This is a genomic window from Bradyrhizobium sp. LA6.1, assembly GCF_040547805.1.
GTDB classification, from domain to species: Bacteria; Pseudomonadota; Alphaproteobacteria; order Rhizobiales; family Xanthobacteraceae; genus Bradyrhizobium; species Bradyrhizobium barranii.
Genome location: NZ_JBEPQK010000007.1, coordinates 275,951 through 297,522 on the forward strand (window position 1 = coordinate 275,951; position 21,572 = coordinate 297,522).

The window sequence follows — 21,572 nt, forward strand, 5'->3', positions numbered from 1 at the left end:
ATGACGCGGCACCAAGCGGACGCCTCGCTTTCTTTGTGCTATGGCCCGATATCCTCCGGCTACTCGATCAGCCGGATCGGGCTATGGAAGCGTGACCAGACCATCATGACCGACGAGCCAATCGCGTACATTGGAGGTGCTCAGGCTCGATTCGTTGAGGCGGTGTTGGCATTTCGCCGTTGGGCTGATCGCTACCCTGTTGGCCAGAGATCTGACGAGTGGGAATGCGACTATGGAGAATGGCCCGCGATCACGACTGCCTTCGCCGCGTTCCTGGATTCGGGCGTTCCGCAGCATTGGAGCGCTCCTATCGTCGAGTTGCTGCTTTACATCCTTGCTCGCGACAATGAGGTGGAGGTACTCAAGCGTGAGTTGATGGCCAAGCCGGCTCATCTGCTGGCTTTGGCGAGGTTGGCCCCGCATTCGCCGGAGCGAGATGCCCGGTGGCAACTCGCTGATGCGCTTGGGAGCGACGAATTTGCCGCCGATGAAGTCGAACCACTGTTGGAGCAATTCTTTCACGACGCGGATGAGTATGTAAGCCGGCGAGCGCTTCTTGCTCTCGCGCGCAGGCGGTCGAAAAGGTCGGAGACGCTGGCGCTTCGCGCGTGGAGCACGGAGCATGAATATCAGCGGATGGCCGCGCTCGACGCACTTTCCGCGGTTAACTCGCCGTTGTTGCCGTCATATCTCGATCTCGCTCAGCGCGATGGGCGGCAGTATCTCGTCAATTTTGCCAATTCGCTCCGCGCGAAGCCGGCTTCAGAAGGTAGCGAGTAGGAGAAGGCGACCACATCGACCGAACGTCGTCTTGCACCGCTCGGGTATTGCCGACGCACCGTCACCCTTGATTAGCTGCCTGACCGCCCTGCCAGCCGCGCGCGAATGTCCGGCTTCAGCACCTTGCCCACCTTCGAGCGCGGCAGGTCGTCCCGGACTTCGATCAGCTTCGGTGTCTCACCGTCGCCCGCGCTCCCGCCATTTTTCTTCGCCGACCAGACAGGACACCCGGGGCTCTTTCTCGGCGGTTCGGACGATCCTCCCCTCCGGCGTGAGGCCCGCAACTTCGAGAACAAGCTTGGTCCGGATCGCTTCCTGGAATTTTTCGCGATCCTTGATTGTCATGATGAAGGCACCCGGCCCTCCGATCACGCAGTCCTCGTAATAGAGATCGAGATTCTCGATATCGGTCGTCAAATAGGACGGCTCCTTCACCATGATCGGCAGGCCGTTGATGATGATGCCTTTCTCAACGGCAGTGTCGCGCGCGCCGGTGACGGGGGCTCCGTCGTTGTTCGGCCCATCGCCGGAAATGTCGATGACGCGCCGCGACCCGCGATAGGGATTCTCTTCGAACAGCTGCACTGCGAAATTGATCGCGCCGGAAATCGAGGTGCTCGAACCTCGGCGAATCGGCGTTTTCATGATCTCGGCGGCCACGGCGTCCGCCGATTCCGGGCCGTCGATCACGCGCCACGGAATGATGATCCTGTCGTCGCCCGACATCGACCACTCGAAATAGGTCAGAGCCACCTTGCTGGCCGGACGGGCCCTTAGCGCCTGAAGAAAATCTTTCGAGACGATGGCCTGTGCATAGCCCTCGCGCTGAATGGCGAGTTCGTCCAGATCCATCGAATAGGAGACGTCGACGGCGATAACGAGCTCGACATTGACGGACAGTGCGCTGTGCCTGGCGTCGGCTATCCTTGATTTCGGGCTCGGCGCGGCAATGCTGGCAACGTCACCTCCGACGATCGCCCCCGCAACAAGCACCGCCCCGACCGAGACACACCAGCGCATGGCGGCCCTCCCGTCCGTTCAAAAGCATGGTGACACCCAAAACGCGCATCGAAAAGCGGAAACATGCCTTTGCCTGCCCGGACACGGATGAGAGTTCCAGGCCCGCGCGAATGTCCGCGTCAGCGCGTCTCGCGGATATCTTCGAAGCGATGGGCGCTGCAATAAGATGCGCCTCAGCCGCCTGAACGCTCCGCCAGCCGCGCGCGGATGTCCGGCTTCAAGACCTTGCCGACCTTGGAACGCGGCAGGTCGTCCCAGACTTCGATCTGCTTCGGTGTCTTGACGCTGCCGATCCGCGCCTTGACGAAGGCAGCCAGCGCCGTCGCATCGACGCTTTGGCCGGCGCGGGGCTGCACCACGGCGACGATCCGCTCACCCCATTTCTCGTCCGCCAGCCCGATCACGGCGCAATCCTGCACCGCCTCATGCGCCCGCAGCGCGTTCTCGACCTCGATCGAGTAGACGTTGAACCCGCCGGTGATGATCATGTCCTTGGCGCGATCGACGATATAGAGGTAGCCGTCGTCGTCGATGTAGCCGATGTCGCCGGTGTGGTGCCAGCCATGCGCGGAGGCTTCCGCCGTAGCTTCGGGATTTTTGTAATAGCCCTCCATCACCAGCGAACCGCGGACCACGATCTCGCCGCGGGCGCCGGTCGGCAGCAAATTGCCGTCGCCATCCATGATACCGGCCTGCACCAGCGGGCTGATCCGCCCGGCCGAGGCGAGACGCTCCATCGCGATCGTGCCGTCGGCATTGTAATGCTCGCTAGGTGCCATCATCGAGATCATCATCGGCGCTTCGGTCTGACCGAACAACTGCGCCATCGGCCCGATACGCTGGAGCGCTTCCGCAAGCCGCGCGGCCGAGATCGGCGCCGCGCCGTACCAGAAACATTGCAGAGACCCGAGCCTCGCGGACTCGAGCTTCGGATGATCGAGCAGCATGTAGATCACGGTCGGCGGCAGGAAGGTGTGCGTGACACGGTAGCGCTCGATCAGATCGAGAAATTCTGCGATGTCGGGGTGATGCATGATCACGATGCGGCCGCCGAGCGCCATGATCGGGAAACACAGCACGCCGGCCGCGTGGGTCAGCGGCGCAAGCGCGAGGTAGATCGGGCGGCCCTTGAAGGGATAGCCCATCAGCGTCAGTGCCGTCATAGCCTCGATGTTGCGGCCCGACAGCATGACCCCCTTCGGCTTGCCGGTGGTGCCGCCGGTGCCCGGGATCATCGCAAGATCGTCGATCGTCTCGCGTTGATAGTGGTCGTCTGCAAGGCCGGCGAGCCAGCTGGCGAACGAGGGCGCGAAGGACAACTCGGCATCGAGGCAGACGACGGCGCGCAGCTTTGGCAGCTCTGCGCGCACCGCCTCGACCATCGCCGCGAAGCTTGAATGAAACAACAGCAGGCTGCAGTCGAATTGCTCGAGGATGAGCCGATTTTCGGCCGCCTCGTTGCGCGGATTGATCGGGCACCAGACCGCGCCTGCGCGGGAAATGCCGAACACGCAGGCAAACGCGATCGGATCGTTGCCGGAGAGGATTGCGACCTTCTCGCCGGCAGCAATGCCCGATCGCGCGAGCCCGCGCGCGACGCGGTAGCTCAGCCGCTGCACCTCGCCATAGCTGAGGTCGCGTCCATCCATGGTGAGGCACGGCGCGTCGGCGCGGAGCGAGGCACCTTTGTCCAGGTAATCGATGAAGCGCATGATCAACACCCGAAGCAGCAGCGGGTGACGCGGAGGACCGCGCCACCCGCGATTGACTTAATCGTGCACGGTCAGAACAGGCTTACTGACGAGCCCGAAGCTGCGCAATTGCCCGAGCAGCTCGTGATGGCCGAACGCCTGGCAGCCGGAGGCGAAGCCTACGCGCATGGGCGGCTGCTGCAACAGATGGGCCGCAGCATAGGCCTGCAACATGCCGGTCTGCTTGTAGTTGCTGTTGCCGTTGATGACGCAGTGCGCGCGCCCCAACGGGCCGGAGGCATGCACCGAATCCATCGACTTGTTGACGCGCGGGTTCTCGCGCGGCGGCATGGTGTTCATCACACCGGCAGCGGTCTGCGCCAATGCGGCGTAGCGATCGTCGGGATTCATATCCTTGGTCGCCTCCAGCGCGGCCGCGACGATCTGCGGCACAGCCAACATCAGCCCGCGGTTGAACACGCCGCCCAGCACCTTCACGTTGGCGACGCGCGGATCGCGCTTGAACCACACCGGATGCGAGGTGCCGCCCCAGGGCAGCGCCAGCGCCAGCTCGTGCTGGCCGGGGATGGCGAGGTTGTAGAGGCCGGCATCGGGCTGATGCTCGACGTATTTGTTCTGCTCCAGATAGTAGGCCTTGGCCATCGCGGCGTTGACCAGGATGGTCTGCGTCGATGCGATGGTCGGGCTGCCACCCCAGAACACGGCAATGTCCAGCGTGTCGAGGCCGGGCGTCTCCAGGCACAGCTGCGCGGCGATCTCGCCGGTGGTGTACATCTGCGCGATGCCTGGCGCCAACAGCAGCCCGGCATTGGCGAACTTCGTGCCCCACTCCTGCTCGAGCGTGATCAGCCAGTCCTGCTCACCGGTGGTGTCAGTGTAATGACACTTGGAAGCGAGGCAAGCCTGCACCACTTCGCCGCCGAACTTGGCGAAGGGACCCACGGTGTTGAGCACCACCGAGGCGCCCTTGAACAATTCAGTCAGCGCAGCCACGGTGTGCGGCACCTTGACCACCTCGTAGTCGGCGGTCTCGATGCCCGCTACATTCGACTTCATCGCGGCGTTGAGCTTCTCATTGCTGCGGCCGGCGGCGATGAAGGGGATGTTGTATTCGCGCAAGTATTCACAGACCAGCCGGCCAGTATAGCCGGAAGCGCCATAGACGATGACGGGCTTCTTCTCGCTCATTGCGTTCCTCCGAAATGCTTGTTGTCGGCTTTGTCGTTACATGCCCATGCCGCCATCGACCGGCAGTCCGATGCCGGTGATGAAGCGCGCCTCGTTCGAGCACAGGAACACTGCGGCATCGCCGATGTCCGTGACCTCGGCGAGACGGCCGAGCGGGGTTTGCTCCACCACCGAGCCGACTGCGGCGTTGACGTCGGCCGCGAGCCCGACCTTGACGATGTCGTTGGCGAGCTGCATGCCCATGTCGGTCGGGATCAGGCCCGGATAGATGCAGTTTACGCGCACGCCGAAGCCGAGCTTGCCGGCTTCCATCGCTCCGACCCGCGTCATGCGGTCAACCGCGGATTTGGTGCCCGAATAGACTGCGATGCTCGGGAAGGCGATCGTTGCCGCAACCGAGGAGATGTTGACGACGGCGCCGCCCTTGCCGGCCGGCCCGCCCGGGCGCATAGCACGGAAGGCGTGCTTCATGCCGAGCACGGTGCCAACGATATTGACGTCGCACATCCGCCGCGCGTCCTCGGCCTTGACCTCGGAGATCAGCGACGTGATCTCGATGCCGGCATTGTTGATCAGAATGTCGTAGCCGCCGAGGGTTGCGACGGTCTTGGCAACCGCCCGCTCCCATTGAGCGTCGTCGGTGACGTCGAGCTGGACGAAGCCCGTGGCGACGTCTTCCTTCGCGATAGCGGCTGCGCTGGCGCGGCCGGTCTCTTCCAGGATGTCGGCGATCATGATCGAGGCGCCGGCTCGCGCCAACGCTTGCGCGATGGCCGCGCCGATTCCTCGGGCACCGCCGGTGACCAGGGCGTTCCTGCCTGCAAGGCTCTTCCCACTCATGACGCACTCCTCCGTTGCTGGTGATCGATTCGTGCTGCGCCAATCGGCGCGCACCAGGTCGATGGGCGCAGGCCTTTCGGCGGCACCCAGCGAAGCGTTCCTCCATGGTCGGACGTCTTGACGACTGTCCAAATTCTTGGTGCGAACCTCTGCCAAAATCTTGACACTTGTCAAGAACGAATTTGACAGTTGTCAAAGGAAGTGGTTGTGAGGGGATGGAGCATTCCGCGGTCGGCGCGGTATAAGCCCTTGAAAGAACGGGACTGAGGAAGGGACGAGATGGCGCGGCAGGTGACGGGAGCGGCCCGGCGTGTGGCTGATGCGGCCGAGGTGCTGCGCGACGAGAAGTTCAACGCGCGGCGCGTCGAACTTGCCGAGGCCGCGCTCGAAACGCTTGGAGAGCTCGGCTTCGCACGCACCAGCCTGCGCGAAATCGCGCAGAACTCGGCGTTCACGCACGGCGTGTTCCACTATTATTTCAGCGACAAGCTCGACCTGATCTGCTGCTGCGTCCGCCACTACAAGGCGAAGTGCGTGACGCGATATGACGATGTCGTCGCGACAGCAACGAGCCGCGACGAATTGACGGAGGGTTTCCTCGCCAAGCTCGCAGCAACGCTGCAGAACGAAGCCCGTATGCACCGCCTTTGGTACGACCTGCGCTCGCAGGCGATGTTCGAGGCGGCGTTTCGCAAGGATGTACTCGAGATCGACAAGAGCCTGGAAGCGATGATCTGGCGCATCGCTTCCCGCTATGCCGAGCTCGGCGGCAAGCGGCCGGCGTCGTCGCCCGCGGCGCTCTATGCGCTGTTCGACGGACTATTCCAAAGTGCGCTGCTTAAGCACCTCGCGGGTGACAAGACGGCGATTCCCGAACTGCTCGACGAAGTCCGGCGCCTGCTGCCGACGGTCTGCTGACGCGCACAGCGGCGCCGGCGAAGGCTCTGCAGCGCACCGCTCTCGACGATGCTTCGCATCGCGAGGGAAGCGCTGCGCTGCGTCCGGGGCACGAGAGCGGAGACGCGCGCTCTTTCGAGACGCATCACTTCAAAAAGCCGAGTCCTTCGCGCGCCGTGTCCACGGCCCATTGGTCGCCCGGCGGCAGCGCGAGCACGCTATTGAAATCGGCGCGCGCGTGTTTGGCGTCGGACAGTTTCATATAGAGGATGCCGCGATTGACCAGAGCGACCTGATTGTTGGGATCGAGCCGTATCGCCTCGTTGTAGTCGGCGAGCGCGCGGGCGTGCTCACCGATGTCGCGTAGCGTGCTGGCGCGATTGCTGTAGGCCATCGAATTTCCCGGCTGCAGCCGGATGCCCTCGTCGAAATCGGCAATGGCGCGACGATCATCGCCCTTCTTGCGCCAGGCGGTTGCACGAACGAAGTAGGCCTTCTCGAAGGAAGGCGTGATCCTGGTGACGTCATCGAGCTCGTGGATGGCGTTGTCGGTGTCGTCCTTTTTCAGGAGCACGATGGCCCGGCAATAATGACCGCCAGCACTCCCGGGCTCCAGACGGACGGCGGTGTTGCAGTCGTCGAGAGCCTCGTCGATCTCGCCCTTGTTGAAATGGACGGTGCTTCGCAGCTCGTAGGGCCATGCGGCGGCGGGATTGCGCCGCATCGCCTCGTTGTAATCGGCGACGGCATGATCGGAGTCGCGCTTCGCCGCATACGCTTCCCCTCTCTTGATAAGAGCAAAGTAGGCTTGCTTGGGATTGCGTTCGATGGCCTCGGTAAACGCGCCGATCGCCAGATCGAAGTCGCGCTTGTTGAAATATTCGAGGGCACGGGAGGTGTAGGACGGTCCGTAGCCGGGATCGAGGCGAATGGCCTCGTTGAAATCGGCCAAAGCGCGATCCCGTTCGCCCTTCGCCGAATAGGCGCGGCCGCGGCAGTTGTAAGCCCGCCCGAAATTCGGATCGATCCGTATCGCGGCGCTGCAGTCCTCGAAGGCGCGATCCTTGTCCCGCTTGAGGTACCAGGCTTCGCCACGCAGCTCGTAAGCAACCGCGTTGGTCGGATCGGCCGCGATGATCTCGGTCTTTTCGGCGATGACGCGGTCGTTGGACGTATCGTCGGCATGAACGGCAACCGTCACGGCAATGGTGACCGCGCAAAGCAGACCGAAAATCCGGCCAATCGACCCGCAATTCATGGCTCAAAAAACCCTGCATCGAAGCCGCGCCGGGTCGCGCAAGCGGGCGACGATCGAATCCGGCGGAGAAACATCACAGCGCCCGGCTGCGAAAATAAGTCGCAGACGGCGGGGCTTCGGTTCGAACGGATGAGGGCCGCCTCTGCGGTCTCACCAGGCGTAGCGCAGGACGCCCTTGCCGGCGTAGCTGCGATTGTGCCGCTACCGGGTGCTCTAACGCAGCACGACCTCGATCGGCGCCTGGTCGTTCGACCCGAGGGGCGCGGCGGGATCGGGCGGAGTGGCGCCGCAGACCGGGTTGCCGCCGGCCCCAAGCGAACAGGCGCCTGCGTCGCGCGGAATGATCGCGAGCCGGCCGTCGACATAGGTGATGTCGTAGTTCGCGGATGTCAGCCCCGAGGCGGCGATGCCGTAGACCCCGGGATTACGCGTGCCCTGGGCCGAGCCGCCGTAGACGAGCGTGCCGGACAGCGCGGACAGCCCCTCCCCGTTCACGAAGCCGGAATAGATCGCGCTGCCGCCGGAGAACGGCACGCCGTCGTAATTCTTCGTGACGCCGTTGACTGCAATGGTGAGCGGCGCCTTGTTGATGGTGAGTGAACCGTCGACATAAGTGATCACATAATTGGCCGAGGAGAGACCCGACGCCGTCAGGCTGTAGCGGCCGGCATTCACCGCGCCCTGCGCCGTACCGCCATAGCTAAGCGTGCCCGACAGCACGGATGCAGTCTCGCCATTCATGAAGCCGGAATAAGCGACGCTGCCGCCGGAGAAGGCGAGGCCGTCATAGGTCTTGGACGCGTTGGCGCTGATGGTGAGCGGCGCCCTGTCGATGGTGAGGCCAACCGCGACCGAGCCGACATAGACCGCGCCGCCTGAGCCGGTCGCGCTGAGAACGTCGGGGCCGCTGCGATTGTAGCTGCCCGCGCCCAATGCGGTGGTGACTGCGCTGCCCCAGCCGAGCGTGACGCGATTGGCGTTCACACCGGTCATCGTCAAGCCGCCGAGCGAGGCCAGCGTGCCATAGGTGGTGCTGGCCGAGCCCGCGACGTTGACATAGGCATCGTAGACGGTGTCGCCGAACGCGCGCAGCACCGGCATGCCGTTGTTGGCGCCGCTGACGGACTTGCCCCAGACGGCGGCAAAGTCATAGCCGTTGTTGATAAAGGTGAAGGGATCGCGCAGCTGGGTCGTGGTGAGCATGCCGCCATCGCAGATGCCGCCGCCGAAAGATGCGCCACAGGCGGCGCTCTGCCCCGATGTCTCCCTGTTCGCATAGCTTTGGGTGACGTCGCCGCCATCCCAATTCATCCCCACGATCGCGCCGACATTGCTGGTTCCCGACACGGTGCCCGCGAAGTAGCTTCGGCTCACATGGCTTTCCTGATTCACCCCCACCAGCCCGCCGACCTCGGAATTTCCTGAAACCGCTCCCGTGGCGTAGGAATCGAGCACCGAAACGGCTTCATTGCTGCGCCCGACCAGCCCGCCAATCGAACGCGTTCCGGACACATTGCCGGTCGCGTAAGACTGGCTTACCACGGCGCCGTACCAGCTGCCTCCCACCAGCCCGCCGACCGAATCGACACCGGACACGTTGCCGGTGGCGTAAGATCGCTCCACCCGACTGTACTGTTGGAACCCCACCAGTCCGCCGGCAGATGTGCCTGTGCCGCCAATTGCGCCGGTGCCCGAAACATTACCGGTGGCGTGACTGTCGGTGACGAGACCGATGTTGCTGTATCCCAACAAGCCACCGACATTGATGCCGCCGGATACGGTACCCGTGGCATAAGAGTGGCTCACCGTACCGATGGCATAATCCCCGGGGCCCGGTCCCATCCACGTGCCGATATTGTACGCGATCAGCCCGCCAGCGCCGTCCCAGCTAGCGGAAACGTTGCCGGTCGCATACGAGTTGGAGACGAACGAGGCGACGACGCGCCCTCCCAGCCCGCCGGCGGCGCCATAGCCCGCGATCGTGCCGGTGGCATATGAGTTGCTGATCGTCGTGATATAGGCGTCGCCGACCAGCCCGCCGACCATGGCGCCGCTGCCGGTCACATTGCCGGTGTTGTAAACGTTGCTGATGGTGTTGTAAGCGACGCTGCTCGTGCCGCCGTAGACCCAGAGACCGCTCGACCCCACCAGCCCGCCGACGGCATTGTTGCCCGTCACGCTGCCGCCTTCCAAGCCGACATTGCGGATGGTCCCGCCATCGATGTAGCCGAACAGGCCGATGTTATCGCTGGACGGCCGGTTGATGGTCAGGTTGCTGATGTGGTGACCGAGCCCGTCGAAAATGCCGGAAAAATATTTGCTGATATCGCCGATGCCGCCGATCGGTGTGAAACCGGCGCCACCATTCCAACCCGCCGTCGCGCTGGCATCGATGTTCGCGCCCAGCACATAGTTGCCGGACCGGTTGGTGTTGATGTTCTGCAGGGCATTCACATCGGTGATCACCGCATAGGTGATAGCGGCATCAGTTCCTTTCTGGGTCTGGAACAGGCTGCCCGCCGCCAGGTTGACCGGAGCGTTGATGGTGTAGCCACCGGTGGCCGTGGTCTGTGCGTATTGCAGGACCAGGCCGTCACTACTCGTCGTGCCGGTCGACGTCAGCGGCGCATTGGTGACGATGTTGTTGTCGGCCCGCAGCGTCAGGATATGCGAGCCCCAGGTCACGGCGGAGTTGACCGTGACGTTGCCTTCATCGGTGCCGCTGCCCGAGGTCGTCACCGTCACGTCGCCGCTCGCAAGCGCCGTCTGCAAGACGCCAGCGTAGTTCGCGTCGATGGTGATGTTGACGGGATCGATCAGCCAATGCCCGCCCAGCGTATCGACCTTCAGATCGGCGGCGAGACTGACCTTGGCGGCGGAGGTTTCGACCGAGCGGGCCCGTAGCGTGCCGCCGGCATTGACCTCGCCGTGCCTGGCATCGCCGAGCAGAAGGATGCGGCCGTTCCTGCTGCCGATGCTCGCGGCCTGCACCACGCCGGTGTTGTTGACGACGCCCTTCATGGCGTCGCTCGCGCCCTTGGCGGTGAGGATGGCGAGCCCACCATCGGCGCGGATCAATCCCTTGTTCTCGACCAGGGTCTTGACGGTAGAGGCCTTGACCTCGACCGAGAGCAGGCCGTCGCCGTTGAAGTCGAGCAACACGTCGGTGCCGGCGGCGAGCGCCGTGCTGCCGGTGATGGTGCCGGAATTGCTGACGCTCGGCGAGATCAGCGCCACCACCTTGCCGGAGATGCTGCCCTCATTGGTGATCGCGCCGCCGCTGCCGGTGAAGTTGTAGCGGCCGGCCAGAAAATCGGCGTTGCTGATGGCGAGCGTGGAGGCGACGAAGCCGCCGGTCTGCACGCTGCCGGTCTTGCCGATGGCGATGCCGTTCGGATTGATCAGGAACACTTGCCCATTGGCGCTGAGGCTGCCGAGGATTTTTGACGGGTCCTGGCCGACGACGCGGTTCAGCGCGACCGAGGATGCGCCGGGCTGATTGAAGGTCACGGAGCTGCCGGCGCCGATCGAAAAACTCTGCCAGTTGGCGATCATCCGGTCGCTCGACTGGTTGATCGTCATGGCGTTGCCGGACTGACTGATCGTGGCCTGTCCCGACACGACCTGGCCGCCGGTCGGCAGCGTCTGCGCCAGCGCCGGCGGCGTCAGCATCGTGGTCGCGGACAGCGCGATTGCGAGTCGCATCCGCGGCAGGGTCGATGTCATCGCGTGCCCCCTCGAAACATCAGAAGCGAATGCCGGCTTGCAGCCAGAACTGATCGTTGGCCTTGACGCCATCAGCATTGGCGCCGGTGATGATGGAACGGCCGGGATTGTCGCCCAGCGTATGGGCCCAGCTCGCCGAGACGTTCAGCCATTCGCGCGTCCAGCGCGCGGCGAGGCCGGCGCTGGCGAGCCCGTAATCGTTGCAGCCGCAGACCGTGACCGGCGCGACGCCGTTCGGCGACACGTTGATCTTGACGTAGCCGCCGTCCAGCAAGCTCGCGAGTTGCAGGCTGCCGAAGCGCACAGGCAGCGGCGCGTTGTAGCGAAGCTCCAGCGTGCCGAGCACGCCCATATCGCCGCGCGCCTCGCCGACGGGATAGCCGCGCACGCCGAACGGGCCGCCCAGTGCAAAATCTTCCGAAGAATCGAGGTTCTTGTCGGCCCATTGCCCGTAGAGGCGACCGAACAGTGCGAAGTCGCCGGGCAAGGCCTGAAGCCGGGCAACCGAGGCATTGATCCGATTGAACGGCCCTTGCGTCCGGAGTCCAGCCTGGTCCACCGCGAGCGCGCTCGCCACGCGCGCGAGATCGAGGTCGCCAAAAGTCCAGCTCACCGACCAGTTGGTGATGCCGCCGCCGAGCAGCGCGTCGCGCCGGTCGCCGTTGAGGCTGAGCGTGCCGGAGGTCGAGCGCTTGTCCTGAAGCGTTCCGACGATGCTGTCGTCGACCAGCGCCTTCCAGGTCACGGTGCCACCAAGCTGGAGGTTGAAATCGCGCGAGCGGATCAGGCTGTAGTCGACGCCGCCATTGGCGAAATGCGCAAAACCGGTGAGACCGAGGGCGCGGCCGATGGCGTCGATATTGTGGTAGTCGAGATAGCCGTAGCTCGCATTGGCGATGAAGCCACTGGCGCCGAGCGGCACGCTCGTCGCCAGCGAGCCGTACTCCTGCCCTTGCGACACCGTGCCGGAGAGCCGCGTCAGGTCGCCGTAGCCGGACACGTCGGTGAGCGAGATGAGCCCGTTGCCCTGCGCCTTGCCCACGTTGGAGCTGCCGTAATTATCGGCCCAGATACCGCCCCCGAGAATGGGCGCCTGCGCGACGCCGACGACGAGCTTGCTGGTGTTCGGCGCATCGCCCGGCGCGAGCTTGGCATGCACCGACACGCCCGGCAGGTCGTTCATCCGCAACAGCGCGTCTTCCAGATCCTGCTGCGTCACGCCGTCCGGCTTGAGACGACCCTCAATGATCGCGCGCAACAGGTCCTCACGCACGCGCACGCCCTTGGCGCGATCGAGCGTGATGGTCTTGAGCGCACCCTCGGCGATCTCGATCGTGACGATGCCGTTGGTGACGTCCTGAGGCGGCAGCAGCGCGCGCGCCAGCAACCGGCCGCGGCCCTGGAGCACGGCCGTCGCCTGATCGGCCAACGCATAGAGCCCTTTGATGCCGAGGCGCTTGCCGCGCACCGAGGCAACGAGTTGCTCGCGCTCGGCCGGTGGCAGCAGCTCCACCTTGCCGGTGAAGCGCACGCCTTTCACGATGATGCGCTCGCCCCGGTCGGGGATGGCGGCGGGCGCCTGCTGCGGTCGAATCTCGTCAGGGGACGGCAGCCTTTCCTGCCGCTGCATCTCCTGCTGCCGCTGCATCTCGCGGAGCAGCGATCCGGCATCCTGCGCGACGGCCGGGACTGCGGTACCTGCTATCACTAGCCCCACCACAACAGCCCTGCTCTGCACCGCGCCAACCACTTTCATCCTACGGGCCCGACCTTCGGGCGATAGGTAACGACATCAGCGAAAGCGCAGGACGGCGCGTCGATCTGAGCGCCACTTGCGTTCCTGGCCGTCCTTAGCGGAGTCCGACATGGCGCGATGTGCCGGACGTCTCAAATGGGGAAATTTTTTCGCGCTATCTTGCCGGCTATTGCGAGATCACGACATCCCGCGCGCGTGCCACGGAGATGGCCGGCGTGCATTGGCAATTGCGTGGATCGATTCCGCTTCTCAGCGGGCGACGAGGACAGGCGACGTTACGCCGCGGTCGCGGGCGGCAGCGCCAGCACCGAATAGATCGCCTGGGCGTCGCGCGAGGCGCGGAGCTTCTTGGCGATGTCCTGGTCGCGCAGGAGGCGGGCGATGCGGGCGAGCGCCTTGAGGTGATCGGCGCCGGCGCCTTCGGGCGCGAGCAGCAGGAAGACGAGATCGACCGGCTGGCCGTCCATCGCCTCGAAATCGATCGGGCGATCGAGGCGCGCGAACAGGCCAAAGATCTTTTCCAGCTTGGGCAGCTTGCCGTGCGGAATGGCGACGCCATAACCGACCGCGGTGGTGCCGAGCTTCTCACGCTGCAGCAGCACCTCGAACACGGAGCGTTCGTTCTGCCCGGTCAGCTCAGCGGCCTTGGCCGCGAGCTCCTGAAGCGCCTGCTTCTTGCTGTTGACCTTCAATGCCGGGAGAATCGCCTCGGGTGCGACCAGATCGGTAATCGGCATGGAAGGTTTCCGAGGTGAATTAAACCGTCAGGTTCCGAATTGGCCAGCTTGGTCAAACCATGCCTGACCGGCATCAAGAAGGTGAAGCAGGAGGGGGACTTAGCCCCGATCCTGATGTGGGGCGCTTCTACTCCAACGCAATCCCGGTGCCAACTGCTGCGTGCGGCTTTGCCCCGCTCATTGTTAAGGGCTGCGGTTGGTACGGGGGCCGGTTCCAGCCCTTAACCGTCCGGTTTGGCCCCCGGCGGGTCGATCCAGCCGACATTGCCGTCGGCCCGGCGGTAAATGATGTTCACCCGGCCGCTGGAGCCGTGCTGGAATACCAGGCAGGGCGCTCCGCTGAGGTCGAGCTCCATCACCGCCTCGCTCACCGATAGCTGTTTCAGCGAGGTGGTGGCCTCGGCGATGATGACGGGACTGTAGCCGGTGACCTCGTCCTCGTCCTCACCCTCGCCCGGCGCCTCCAGCACGTAGCTCGTGGCGTCCATGGCGGCCAGCGCCGCGGAGGCGACATGGGCCTTGCGGGCCGAGCGGTCCTTGAGCCGGCTCTTGTAGCGCTTGAGCCGCTTCTCGATCATCAGGAGCGCCTGGTCGGCGCTGGCATAGGCATCCGGCGCGTTCGAATCGGCCTCCAGCGTAATTCCCGTATCAAGATGCAGGGCACAGTCGGTGCGGAAGCCGAAGCCATCCTTGCTCAGGGTGATGTGGCCGGAATAGTTCCCGTCGAAATATTTACGCAGGACCTCGTCGGTCCGATCGGTCACGCGGCCGCGCAGGGCGTCGCCGACGCTGACGCTCTTTCCCGAGATTCTGAGGGTCATGTGATGCCTCGCTTGGTTTTAAGTGCCCAGCTTGGATCGGTCTCGATGGGGGATCGAGAGTAGCGCGATTTCGCGCCAGCGCAATCAGGCCGGCTCGGTGTTGCGGGAGCGATCGGGCATTGCGGTGGAGAGGACGTTACCAAGAGCGCTCTGCTTGTCACGGCGGCGTTGCACCGAAGAGGGAATGCGCATGGCTTCGCGGTACTTCGCGACCGTGCGGCGGGCAATATCAATTCCCGAGGCGCGTAAGCGTTCCACGATGGTGTCATCCGACAGGATCGCCGACGGCGCTTCCGAATCGATCAGCTGCTTGATGTGGTGGCGCACGGCCTCGGCGGAATGCGCCTCGCCGCCGTCGGCGGAGGCGATCGAAGCCGTGAAGAAATATTTCAATTCGAATGTGCCGCGATTTGTCGCCATGTACTTGTTGGCGGTGACGCGCGACACTGTGGATTCATGCATCTGGATGGCGTCGGCAACGGCCTTCAGATTCAGCGGCCGCAGGTGCGCCACGCCATGGGTGAAGAAGCCGTCCTGCTGGCGCACGATCTCCGTCGCAACTTTCAGGATAGTGCGGGCGCGCTGATCGAGCGCGCGCACCAGCCAGGTCGCGTTCTGGAGCGCGTCGGTGAAATAGGACTTGTCGCCGTCCTTGCCGACCTTCTTCGAGAGTTGCGAATAGTAGGTCTGGTTGACCAGCACGCGCGGCAAGGTGTCGCTGTTCAGCTCGACATGCCAGCCGCCGTCGGGACCCGGGCGGACATAGACGTCGGGCACCATGGTCTGGAGCCGCGCCGAGCCGAACTTCATGCCGGGCTTGGGATTGAGGCGGCGGATCTCGCCGATCATGTCGGCGATGTCCTCGTCGTCGACGCCGCAGAGCTTGCGCAGCGAAGCGATGTCGCGCTTCGCCAGCAGATCGAGGTGCTCGACGAGGGCCTGCATCGCCGGATCGTAGCGGTCGAGCTCGCGGAGCTGGATCGCCAGGCATTCGCTCAAATTGCGCGCACAGACGCCGGGCGGATCGAATTTTTGCAGCACGGCAAGGACGTCCTCGACGTCGGCTTGCGATGCGCCAAGGCGCTCGGCGGCCTGGCCGAGATCCGGCGGCAGATAGCCGGCCTCGTCGACGAGGTCGATCAGGTACTGGCCGATCATGCGCTGCGCCGGGCCGGTGAAGGCGACCGAGAGCTGCTCGGCAAGATGGTCGCCGAGCGTGATCTCCGCGGCGACGAAGGCTTCGAGATTGTAGTCCTCGTCGCCGGAGGCCCCGCCGCCCCATTCGGTATAGGTGGTCGGCGCCGCATCCTGGGCGTTGCGCGCGGCGGCCTCGGCCGGTTCCTCGGAGAAGACGTTGTCCAGGCCCGTATCCAGGGTCTGCTCGATCTCGGCGCGGGTGCCGAGATCCTTGCTCATCCATTCTTCCTGGCCTGGCTCGAACGCCTCGCCCGGACCGCCGCCCGGCTCGTCGTTGTGGCCGCCGTCGGAATCGCTGAACTGACCGGTCTCGGCCGGGGCTTCACCCGCGGGCGGCTCGTCGTTGGCCCGCTCCAGCAGGGGGTTCCGCTCGAGTTCCTCTTCCACGAAGGTCGTGAGATCGAGATTGGACAATTGCAGCAGCTTGATCGCCTGCATCAGCTGCGGCGTCATGACCAGCGACTGCGATTGCCGGAACTCTAATCTCTGCGTGAGCGCCATGAAGCAAGAACCGATCCCAAAAGTTGGTCCGATTTTTGCTTATCCTAGTCTTGGCACGATGTACACGGCTTGACGAACGGGAAAAAAGGGCTAGAGGCGGAATTCCTCGCCAAGGTAAAGCCGGCGAACGTCGGGATCGGCGACGATCTCATCCGGGCTACCCTCGGTCAAGATTTCACCGGCATAGACGATATAGGCGCGATCGGTCAGGCCGAGCGTCTCGCGCACATTGTGGTCGGTGATCAGCACGCCGATGCCGCGATTGGTGAGATGGCGGACGAGGTCCTGAATGTCGCCGACCGCGATCGGATCGATGCCCGCGAAAGGCTCGTCGAGCAGCATGTAGTTCGGACGCGTCGCCAGCGCGCGCGCAATCTCGACGCGGCGGCGCTCGCCGCCCGACAGCGCGATCGACGGCGATTTCCGCAAGCGCGTGATGTTGAATTCGTCTAGCAGCGAGTCGAGCTGCTGCTCGCGCTTCTTGCGCGAGGGCTCGACCACTTCGAGCACGGCGCGGATGTTCTGCTCGACGGTGAGGCCGCGAAAGATCGAGGCTTCCTGCGGCAGATAGCCGATGCCGAGCCGCGCGCGCTGATACATCGGCAGCTTGGTGACGTCGTGGCCGTCGAGCTCGATCGCGCCGCGATCGGGCTTGATCAGGCCGGTGATCATGTAGAACACGGTGGTCTTGCCGGCGCCGTTCGGGCCGAGCAGGCCGACCGCTTCGCCGCGGCGCACATAGATGCTGACGCCGCGCACCACCTGGCGGCTGCCGAAACTCTTTTCCACGCTATGCACAGCCAGGAAACCCGGCCGCTTCAGAAGCTGCGGCCCGCCGGCGCCGTTAGGCCTGCTGGCGGCTCTGACAGGGTGAACCGCCTGGGCACGCGGCGGCTCGGTCTGGTAGTCGGCTTGGTAGTCGGCCTGGAAATGGTCGGGCGCGCGCATCGACTGGTCACGGGCGATCGGCGATGCATCGCGCACCGGGCTGGGCACGAGACCGCCGACGCTGTCACCGAGGGCGGTGATGTCCTGGCGCGCAAATCCTGGCCGGCCGCGCTTGGCGGGGCGCCGACGGAACATGCTGAAGAGATCGACCATCCCGCCTTCTAGCCTTTCACGACAATCCTGCGCGATGATCCGCGCCTGATCCCGCGATCTGCCGCGCCGGCCTTGCGATTCGCCAGCACAGCATGAGTGAAGGGATGTCTCATGCCCAGTGAAACACGCCCGAAAAGCGGCGAACCCCGCTTGGAAAGCCCTTCGCGCTAGATACAGCCTCGCCGGGCAAGCTGCAACCTCGGATCGGGAGAATCTGGCCCAAGCGTTTGAAGTTACTTCAGGAATTTACTTTTGTTTGCCTGCGCCGGGCAATTGCAGAGGCGGCGCCGCGGCGGGCTTGCCCGGGCTCCCCGATCCGCAATCATTGCTGCCGCCCTGCGGCAGCAATGCCTGCACCCTGCCGCTGTCGGATTCCACCCGCGAGACGCCGGTGGTCATGTCGACCGCCAGACGGTCGCCGCGCAGCACGTTCCTGCACTGCGTGAGGACGACGCCGCCGAGCATGGTGATGAGGTTGGTCTTGGTGTCGAACACGGCGGTCTCGCCTGTTACCACCTGGTCCTTCTGGGTGACGACGACATTGCCGCGCGCTTCCAGCCGCTTGATCGAGGAGCTGCCGCCCGGCCCCGGCTGCGCCGACTGCATCGGCGCACCCTTGGTCCCCTTCGCCGCGGGCTGCGGCGCGGCCGGCTTGTCGCCGCCGCCGGAGTCGTAAAACACCACGAGCGTCTTCGAGGTCATGGTGGTGTCGCCCTGGATGACCTTCACATTGCCGGAGAAGGTCGCCTCCTTCTTCTTGTCGCGCATCTCGAGCGAGGCGGCTTCGATCTGGATCGGCTGGTCGCGGTTTTGCGAAAAGCCCTGCATTGCGTTGGGCACGCCTTGCATCGTGCTCTGCGCGACGGCCGCACCGGTTGCGACCAGCGCGACGGTGACGGCGAGCGCGGCCACACCGAGAATGGCGCACCGCTTGTCTTCGTTGCGCGAAAAGAATCTCACCATGAAAATCACTTTGAATTGGCAGACTTGTTCTGAGGCGTGCGTGTCTTCACCGGCGGCGCGGGCTGCTCGGCCGGCGCAGGCTGGGCAGCGGCGGGGTCATCCAGCTTGTCCAGATGCATCACCACATTGCCCTCGAAGCGGATGACGTCGCCGCCTTCCGTGATCCGCAGCCGGTCGGCGGTCAGCGTTCCGTTGGTCAGCTTGACGTCGACATGCTCATCCGAGGAGACCGTTCCCTTGCCCATGTCGACGAAGGCCGAGTTCAGCCGCGCCTCATAGCCGGACGAGGTGCGCAGGAAGATATCCTTGTGCAGGTCGAGCTGCTGCTGCTTGTTGTCGAAGCGGCCGGTGCGCGCATCGAGCAGCAAAGTGGATTTGTCTTCCATCAGCACCTTTGCGCGCAAATCATTGAGATCGACATGATCGGGGTCGGTGATGTCCTGCGTCGCGGTCTTGGCCCAGAGCTCGTAGGGCCGCTGGTCCGGGGTGAAGCCGGACATATGCGGCGTTTCCATCGTGATCTTGGTGCCCGTCACCACGAGATTTCCGGAGTCGAGCTTCACGGGGATCTGGAAGGGATTGAGGAATGTCGAGACGGCGACGATCGCGGCCATGGACGCAGCCACCGTCACCGGCACCGCGATGCGCAGAATCCGCACCAGGCGGCTGTGGCGCGCCGCGCTGGCAAACTTCGCCGCAAGCGCGGCGTCGTAGGTTGGATTCTGGGCCGAATTCACCTGAGCTCCCGAGGTGTCGCTCGTCTCGTCCGGTTGACGGGCGCACGCCATTGTATCCGGCGCCGCCTGAATATGCAGCCTGCGACAGGCCGCACGAAAGTGTCCGAAACGGGGCGGCAGCCCTAAGCTAACAGCGGCCCGAGGCCTCAGGAATGCGCGAAAATGTCCTCTTCCGCCCAGCCCTGGAGATCGAGCAGAGCGCGGGTCGGCAGGAAGTCGAAACAGGCTTTTGCCAGCGCGGTGCGGCCCTCCCGCACCAGCATGGCGTCGAGCCGCTCGCGCAGGGCATGTAGGTGCAGCACGTCGGAGGCGGCGTAGGCGAGCTGCGGCTCGGTCAGGCTGTCGGAACCCCAGTCGCTGGATTGCTGCTGCTTGGAGAGGTCGACATTGAGCACCTCGCGCACGAGGTCCTTGAGGCCATGCCGGTCGGTGTAGGTGCGGGTCAGGCGGGAGGCAATCTTGGTGCAATAAATCGGGCCGGTCATGACGCCAAACGTCTGGTACAGCACCGCGACGTCGAACCGCGCGAAGTGGAAGATCTTCGTGATCCCAGGATTGGCCAGCAGAGCCTTCAGGTTCGGCGCGTCGGTGTGACCCTTGGGGATCTGCACCACGTCGGCGCTGCCGTCGCCGGGCGAGAGCTGCACCACGCAGAGCCGGTCGCGGTGCGGGTTCAGCCCCATGGTCTCGGTATCGATCGCCACCGCTCCGGTGTAGCGGGACAGGTCGGGCAGGTCGCCGCGATGCAGGCGTACGGTCATGGCGTTTCAAAACCTCAATCGAATTGGTCGGTCGGCATCATAAGCTAATCGGATTGCCCGCGATGTAGCCACTGGCGGCGGGCCGCGCAAGCGGCAGCTGGTCCCGCCGGGGTGCGGTCAGATCGCCGCCAGCATGATGCAGATCATCGCCGCCACCGTCGTTCGGCTGGCACCATCGCGAAAAGTGTAGAGAATCGGATCGTCGGGCATCTCGCGGCGATGGGCCATCATCAGGGCGCGACCGAACCAGTAGAGCAGCAGCGGGTTGAGCAGCCACAACATCCAGGGACGGCTGTAGAGCGGCGTCACCGCGGAGGAGGAGACGTAGAGCGAGAACACGGTCACCGCGTTCATGGCGCTTGCCGCCGCCATCGCGCCGATGATGTGCAGGTCGGTGATCCTGTAATCGCGGTTGGAGGGATCGGCGAGGCCGGCGCTCTCGCGCATGCTGAGCTCGCTGAAGCGCTTGATCAGGGCGAGCGAGGTGAAAACGAACAGCGAGAAGATCAAGAGCCATTCCGACAGCACGACGCCGACGCCGACCGCGCCGGCGATGATGCGTAGCGTGTAGAGACCGGCGAGCGTCACGACGTCGACCAGCATCTTGCGCTTGAGCACGAGCGAATAGGCGATCGTGGTGGCGAGATAGCCACCGAGCACGCCGAGGAACAGAGGCGAGATGCAGAGGCTGGCGGCGACCGCGAGCAGCCACAGCGCGGGAATCGCAAGCAGCGCAGAGGACATCGGCAGTCGACCTGCCGCGAGCGCGCGATGGCGCTTGGTCGGATGCTGCCGGTCGGCTGAGAGATCGAGCAGATCGTTCATCAGGTAAGCGCCCGACGCGCAGGCCGAGAACGCCAGGAACGCCAGCAACGCGTAGCCGAGCGTCGCAAGATTCATCTGATGCGCCGTGATCGCCGGCACGAATACCAGCGTGTTCTTGGCGTATTGATAGACGCGCAGCGCCTGCGCCCAGGTCTTAAGGCTGGCACGGCTGCTGCCGCGCGTCTCGATGCGCTCCACGGAGGCGCGGTCGAACGGCAGCCGGTCACCCGCCACGAGATCGGCCGGCGCAACGACGCCATCGAACCCGAGATGCGCGGCAATGCCCGCCGCATGGTGCGCAAACCGGCCGGCCACCAGATAGATTGTCTCGCCCCGCGCCCGCGCCGCCAGCGCCTGGTTCAGCACGTCGGCATCATAGGGCAGATGGGCGTAGTCGAGCTCGGCCTGCGCCAGGATATCCGTGAGCGCCGTCATGCCCGGGCGTCCGCCCGCGCCGAAGCGGGCCAGCAGGCGGCCGGGGCTGGAGAACAGCGCTTCCAGCAGCAGCTCGGAACGCAGCAGGGCACCCTCGAGATCGATGACAAGCGTCCGCGCCGCGGCGGGGACCGCCGACGGTGTGGGGACGCCCAAATCGTAGTGCCAGGCAGGCTGCTCCATCCGAAAACGCTCTATTGGCCGCAACATGACCGGCCCTGAGGCCGGGGAGCAGGGAAATGGACGGCCGAGAGCCTAGGGGGCATTCGCTAAGGGCGACTTAACCGGGGGAGAAGGGCCGGCGGCCCCTGGGGGAT

17 protein-coding genes are annotated in these 21,572 nt (G+C 64.6%); 2 read left to right on the top strand and 15 right to left on the bottom strand.

The features are described from left to right. Entirely contained in the window at positions 1-780 is a 780-nt protein-coding gene (locus ABIB99_RS20410; RefSeq protein WP_354177297.1) for a HEAT repeat domain-containing protein, read from the top strand. Between the two features lie 177 nt (positions 781-957). Here ABIB99_RS20410 and ABIB99_RS20415 read toward each other — a convergent pair whose 3' ends face one another. The 4 genes from ABIB99_RS20415 to ABIB99_RS20430 all read right to left on the bottom strand — a co-directional run bounded on the left by ABIB99_RS20415 (position 958) and on the right by ABIB99_RS20430 (position 5,540). Beyond that, positions 958-1,800 (bottom strand): DUF1194 domain-containing protein, encoded by an 843-nt coding sequence (locus tag ABIB99_RS20415; protein WP_354177298.1) that lies wholly within the window; start codon positions 1,798-1,800, stop codon positions 958-960. A 173-nt stretch (positions 1,801-1,973) separates the two neighbouring features. Then, entirely contained in the window at positions 1,974-3,512 is a 1,539-nt protein-coding gene (locus ABIB99_RS20420) for an acyl-CoA synthetase (RefSeq protein WP_354177300.1), read from the bottom strand. 57 nt (positions 3,513-3,569) lie between these two features. Continuing rightward, positions 3,570-4,700 carry a DUF5938 domain-containing protein gene (locus ABIB99_RS20425; protein WP_354177302.1) on the bottom strand — a complete coding sequence of 377 codons (1,131 nt, stop codon included), beginning with the start codon at positions 4,698-4,700 and terminating at the stop codon, positions 3,570-3,572. A 36-nt stretch (positions 4,701-4,736) separates the two neighbouring features. Continuing rightward, positions 4,737-5,540, bottom strand: coding sequence for an SDR family NAD(P)-dependent oxidoreductase (locus ABIB99_RS20430; RefSeq protein WP_354177304.1), 804 nt, complete (start codon positions 5,538-5,540; stop codon positions 4,737-4,739). Between the two features lie 279 nt (positions 5,541-5,819). On the opposite strand from ABIB99_RS20430, the gene ABIB99_RS20435 reads away from it, so the two are divergent. Then, positions 5,820-6,458 carry a TetR/AcrR family transcriptional regulator gene (locus ABIB99_RS20435; RefSeq protein WP_085405011.1) on the top strand — a complete coding sequence of 213 codons (639 nt, stop codon included), beginning with the start codon at positions 5,820-5,822 and terminating at the stop codon, positions 6,456-6,458. Positions 6,459-6,582: 124 nt separating this feature from the next. Here the strand turns inward: ABIB99_RS20435 and ABIB99_RS20440 are convergent, their stop codons facing one another. The 11 genes from ABIB99_RS20440 to ABIB99_RS20490 all read right to left on the bottom strand — a co-directional run bounded on the left by ABIB99_RS20440 (position 6,583) and on the right by ABIB99_RS20490 (position 21,438). Further along, complete coding sequence (locus ABIB99_RS20440; protein ID WP_354177306.1) at positions 6,583-7,695, bottom strand: tetratricopeptide repeat protein; 1,113 nt, start codon at positions 7,693-7,695, stop codon at positions 6,583-6,585. A gap of 213 nt (positions 7,696-7,908) precedes the next feature. Next, complete coding sequence (locus ABIB99_RS20445) at positions 7,909-11,421, bottom strand: two-partner secretion domain-containing protein (protein ID WP_354177308.1); 3,513 nt, start codon at positions 11,419-11,421, stop codon at positions 7,909-7,911. A gap of 19 nt (positions 11,422-11,440) precedes the next feature. After that, a complete protein-coding gene (locus tag ABIB99_RS20450) occupies positions 11,441-13,129 on the bottom strand; it encodes a ShlB/FhaC/HecB family hemolysin secretion/activation protein (protein ID WP_354177309.1) in 1,689 nt (562 codons plus the stop codon). Between the two features lie 323 nt (positions 13,130-13,452). Then, positions 13,453-13,914, bottom strand: coding sequence for a PTS IIA-like nitrogen regulatory protein PtsN (gene ptsN, locus ABIB99_RS20455; RefSeq protein WP_008141251.1), 462 nt, complete (start codon positions 13,912-13,914; stop codon positions 13,453-13,455). 221 nt (positions 13,915-14,135) lie between these two features. Continuing rightward, positions 14,136-14,735 carry a ribosome hibernation-promoting factor, HPF/YfiA family gene (gene hpf / locus ABIB99_RS20460; RefSeq protein ID WP_028149778.1) on the bottom strand — a complete coding sequence of 200 codons (600 nt, stop codon included), beginning with the start codon at positions 14,733-14,735 and terminating at the stop codon, positions 14,136-14,138. A gap of 84 nt (positions 14,736-14,819) precedes the next feature. Beyond that, positions 14,820-16,433: an RNA polymerase factor sigma-54 gene (gene rpoN, locus ABIB99_RS20465; RefSeq protein ID WP_063980190.1), complete on the bottom strand. Its 1,614-nt coding sequence runs from the start codon at positions 16,431-16,433 to the stop codon at positions 14,820-14,822. Positions 16,434-16,523: 90 nt separating this feature from the next. Then, complete coding sequence (gene lptB, locus ABIB99_RS20470) at positions 16,524-17,534, bottom strand: LPS export ABC transporter ATP-binding protein (RefSeq protein ID WP_354177312.1); 1,011 nt, start codon at positions 17,532-17,534, stop codon at positions 16,524-16,526. Positions 17,535-17,780: 246 nt separating this feature from the next. After that, positions 17,781-18,497: an LptA/OstA family protein gene (locus ABIB99_RS20475; RefSeq protein WP_167767942.1), complete on the bottom strand. Its 717-nt coding sequence runs from the start codon at positions 18,495-18,497 to the stop codon at positions 17,781-17,783. Between the two features lie 5 nt (positions 18,498-18,502). Continuing rightward, entirely contained in the window at positions 18,503-19,234 is a 732-nt protein-coding gene (lptC, locus tag ABIB99_RS20480) for an LPS export ABC transporter periplasmic protein LptC (protein WP_063985962.1), read from the bottom strand. A gap of 146 nt (positions 19,235-19,380) precedes the next feature. After that, positions 19,381-19,995: a ribonuclease D gene (locus ABIB99_RS20485; RefSeq protein ID WP_071908880.1), complete on the bottom strand. Its 615-nt coding sequence runs from the start codon at positions 19,993-19,995 to the stop codon at positions 19,381-19,383. A gap of 117 nt (positions 19,996-20,112) precedes the next feature. Next, on the bottom strand, positions 20,113-21,438 hold the full coding sequence (locus ABIB99_RS20490; RefSeq protein ID WP_354177314.1) for a UbiA family prenyltransferase: 1,326 nt from the start codon (positions 21,436-21,438) through the stop codon (positions 20,113-20,115). Between the last annotated feature and the right edge of the window lie 134 nt (positions 21,439-21,572).

Coding starts and splice junctions, on each gene's coding strand:
- ABIB99_RS20425 (WP_354177302.1), bottom strand. CDS start 4,700: ATGAGCGAGAAGAAGCCCGTCATCGTCTATGGCGCTTCCGGCTATACT.
- ABIB99_RS20420 (WP_354177300.1), bottom strand. CDS start 3,512: ATGCGCTTCATCGATTACCTGGACAAAGGTGCCTCGCTCCGCGCCGAC.
- ABIB99_RS20430 (WP_354177304.1), bottom strand. CDS start 5,540: ATGAGTGGGAAGAGCCTTGCAGGCAGGAACGCCCTGGTCACCGGCGGT.
- ABIB99_RS20440 (WP_354177306.1), bottom strand. CDS start 7,695: ATGAATTGCGGGTCGATTGGCCGGATTTTCGGTCTGCTTTGCGCGGTC.
- hpf (WP_028149778.1), bottom strand. CDS start 14,735: ATGACCCTCAGAATCTCGGGAAAGAGCGTCAGCGTCGGCGACGCCCTG.
- ptsN (WP_008141251.1), bottom strand. CDS start 13,914: ATGCCGATTACCGATCTGGTCGCACCCGAGGCGATTCTCCCGGCATTG.
- ABIB99_RS20490 (WP_354177314.1), bottom strand. CDS start 21,438: ATGGAGCAGCCTGCCTGGCACTACGATTTGGGCGTCCCCACACCGTCG.
- ABIB99_RS20410 (WP_354177297.1), top strand. CDS start 1: ATGACGCGGCACCAAGCGGACGCCTCGCTTTCTTTGTGCTATGGCCCG.
- ABIB99_RS20445 (WP_354177308.1), bottom strand. CDS start 11,421: ATGACATCGACCCTGCCGCGGATGCGACTCGCAATCGCGCTGTCCGCG.
- ABIB99_RS20485 (WP_071908880.1), bottom strand. CDS start 19,995: ATGACCGTACGCCTGCATCGCGGCGACCTGCCCGACCTGTCCCGCTAC.
- ABIB99_RS20415 (WP_354177298.1), bottom strand. CDS start 1,800: ATGCGCTGGTGTGTCTCGGTCGGGGCGGTGCTTGTTGCGGGGGCGATC.
- lptB (WP_354177312.1), bottom strand. CDS start 17,534: ATGGTCGATCTCTTCAGCATGTTCCGTCGGCGCCCCGCCAAGCGCGGC.
- ABIB99_RS20475 (WP_167767942.1), bottom strand. CDS start 18,497: ATGGTGAGATTCTTTTCGCGCAACGAAGACAAGCGGTGCGCCATTCTC.
- rpoN (WP_063980190.1), bottom strand. CDS start 16,433: ATGGCGCTCACGCAGAGATTAGAGTTCCGGCAATCGCAGTCGCTGGTC.
- ABIB99_RS20435 (WP_085405011.1), top strand. CDS start 5,820: ATGGCGCGGCAGGTGACGGGAGCGGCCCGGCGTGTGGCTGATGCGGCC.